Origin of the sequence: Chitinophaga sp. (genome assembly GCF_036566945.1) — a bacterium.
GTDB lineage: Bacteria > Bacteroidota > Bacteroidia > Chitinophagales > Chitinophagaceae > Chitinophaga.
On the sequence record NZ_DATCVJ010000855.1, the window covers coordinates 1 to 2,793 of the forward strand.

A 2,793-nucleotide genomic window follows, 5' to 3' on the forward strand; every position below is an offset into this window, starting at 1 on the left:
ATCAGACGTTAAGATCAGTTGCTTGCCAGACTGGTGTAAATGATTGAATATCGCAAAAAACGCATCCTGTGTTTTCTCTGCTCGGGCAAAGAACTGGATATCATCTACAATCAACACATCTATCAACTGATAGAAGTGAATAAAATCGTTGATGATGTTATTCTTGGAATGATCTATAAACTGATTAATGAATTTCTCTGCACTCACATACAACACCGCTTTATTAGGGTGTATACGTTTTACATCATTGCCCACTGCCTGCGCAAGATGCGTTTTTCCCAGTCCCACGCCTCCATATATTACCAACGGATTAAAGGAAGTACCACCGGGCTTTTCAGCCACCGTTTTACCTGCACGTCTTGCCACACGATTACTGTCTCCTTCTACATACGCATCAAACGTATAATTAGGATTGAGCTGCGAGTCAATCTGTACCCTTTTAATACCCGGAATAACAAAGGGATTCTTAACCGGATTGTGAATCGTTAAAGGAAAATCTACTTCATTGTCTTTCTGAGGTTTGGTAAACTGCGTGGGCATGTTTACTGTTCTGGGATGCTGATGTGGCGTACCGTTCTCGACTACAATGCGATACTCCAACCGGGCTTCTTTACCTAATTCTCTTTTTATGGTTTTTCCTAACAATCCCACATAATGCTCCTCAAGGTATTCATAAAAGAATTGGCTGGGGACCTGGATGGTTAAAACATTGTTTTCAAGTTTAATGGGTTTAATAGGTTCAAACCATGTCTTAAACGGCTGCCATTCTACTATATCCCTAATTATATTAAGACACTTTTCCCAAACTTGTTCGCAAGTTTTATTCATTGAGATAAAAAAAATTAGTTGTTTCTTAATTAAGGATGCTTAGTTCTCGAATTCGAAATTCCCCAACGCAGGATGTTGAAAAATTTTCAGACAGGATGACGAATATCTGTAGAAAATGTTGAAAAAAAAAATTTATCTACCCTTGTTTATATTCTCCTGATTACAGAATAACAAAACTCCTTTTTCCAGTACTGCCGTGGCTTTACAGCCCTGACGTGACAAGGTTTTCAATACTATAAACCCCATTGATTAACAGCACCTTTATCTGCTTCATTCTCCTTTTTATCATAAATATGGATATATAATTGATAAAATAATATTGTATCCTTCCTCTCAAAAAAAATCGTTCACTGATAAAACCTGAGATATTCACACTTTTTCAGGAGAGGGTGCAAAACTATGTTAGTATCTCCATTTAAAAAAATGTATTCAGGGGTAGTTATTATGAAACAATTTATTTATATCCGCGCGCACCGGATTAATAAAAAATATTTGCACGCACTAAGTCGAATACCTTATCTTTGACCCTTCTGAATTTAAAATAATTTTTCTATGAGTTTTGAAATTACCGGAAAGCTGATTGTGAAGTACAACACGGTACAACGTAGCGAAACTTTTAAGACAAGAGAGTTCGTTATAGAGAAGTCCGACGACATCAATGGCCGTGTTATCAACAACTACATTAAGTTTCAGTCGGTGCAAGACCGTACTGGTATTGTTGACCGGTTCAATGAAGGTGAAAACGTTAAAGTTTATTTCAATATCAAAGGCACCAGATGGGAAAAAGATGGTAAAGTAAATTACATTACCAACCTGGATGCATGGCGTATGGAATCTGTAATGGCAGCACCTGCTCCGGGTACAGATCCTCAGCCTAACTACAATACACCTCAGATGCCTGCCGGCGGAGGTGATGGTGGTGATGATCTGCCTTTTTAAGCCTAAAGCAAAAAGCGTAAAGCATAAAGCTATTAAAGCGAAGATGTGAGCGAGTAACATCGCTACTGTCTTCGCTTTAATAGCTTTATGCTTTTTGCTTTATCCTTTTCGCCTTATTAGCTATCTTTGCGGCAGTTTTAGGATAACCACCTAACCGCTAATATGATACAACAAATATCTCTCAAATTACTACCCGCTGACGCGGCCTCTCATACACATATTATACAGCATGCTGCTGCCGCGCTGAGTGTAAAACCAACGGCTATCACAGGATTCAATCTGCTGAAACGCTCTATAGACGCACGTTCCAGACAGGCATATTTTGTACTTACCCTACAGGTATTTGTAAATGAACCTTTCATTGAAAGGCAACATACCCATCCGGTATATCCTTCGCTCCCGGCCAATGCTCCCAGAGTATTGATTGCAGGCGCAGGACCCGCTGGTCTCTTTGCTGCTTTACGCCTCATAGAATCGGGCCTGAAGCCCATCATCATTGAACGCGGAAAAGATGTGCGCGCAAGAAGAAGAGATCTCGCGGCACTCAATAAAACAGGTACCGTAAACCCTGATTCCAACTACTGCTTCGGCGAAGGTGGCGCAGGCACCTACTCTGATGGTAAACTATATACCCGCTCCAATAAGCGTGGGGATATTAACCGCATTCTCAATATTTTTGTTCACTTCGGCGCAGAAGAAAAAATAATGATCGATGCGCATCCGCATATCGGTACCAACAAACTTCCGCATATCATCACTGCTATGCGCGAGCAAATTATCAACAGCGGCGGAGAAGTACACTTTGAACAAAAAGTAACCGCCATACAAATGAAAGATGGCGCCGTTACCGGCGTACAAACAGCTTCCGGACAAATCTTTGAAGGCAAACAATTAATCCTGGCCACGGGCCACTCCGCACGTGATATATTTATCATGCTCCATCAGCAAAACATTTTGCTGGAAGCAAAACCCTTCGCCCTCGGCGTTCGCGTGGAACATCCACAGGAACTGATCGACAGCGCACAG

The 2,793-nt window shown here is 41.1% G+C and carries 3 protein-coding genes; 2 read left to right on the plus strand and 1 reads right to left on the minus strand.

Going from position 1 to position 2,793, the window contains the following annotated elements; all coding sequences use genetic code 11:
• Positions 1 to 828 (minus strand): DnaA ATPase domain-containing protein (locus tag VIP81_RS25855; protein ID WP_331968054.1); only part of this gene is annotated, 828 nt, incomplete at its 3' end.
• A 552-nt stretch (positions 829 to 1,380) separates the two neighbouring features.
• Here VIP81_RS25855 and VIP81_RS25860 point away from each other — a divergent pair.
• Positions 1,381 to 1,767 carry a DUF3127 domain-containing protein gene (locus VIP81_RS25860; RefSeq protein ID WP_079469647.1) on the plus strand — a complete coding sequence of 129 codons (387 nt, stop codon included), beginning with the start codon at positions 1,381 to 1,383 and terminating at the stop codon, positions 1,765 to 1,767.
• 162 nt (positions 1,768 to 1,929) lie between these two features.
• Positions 1,930 to 2,793, plus strand: an 864-nt coding sequence (locus tag VIP81_RS25865; RefSeq protein WP_331968057.1) for an NAD(P)/FAD-dependent oxidoreductase, incomplete at its 3' end; no start/stop codon positions are given.

Excerpts from the sequence above, each read along its gene's own strand:
- VIP81_RS25860 (WP_079469647.1), top strand. The coding sequence starts at position 1,381 with ATGAGTTTTGAAATTACCGGAAAGCTGATTGTGAAGTACAACACGGTA.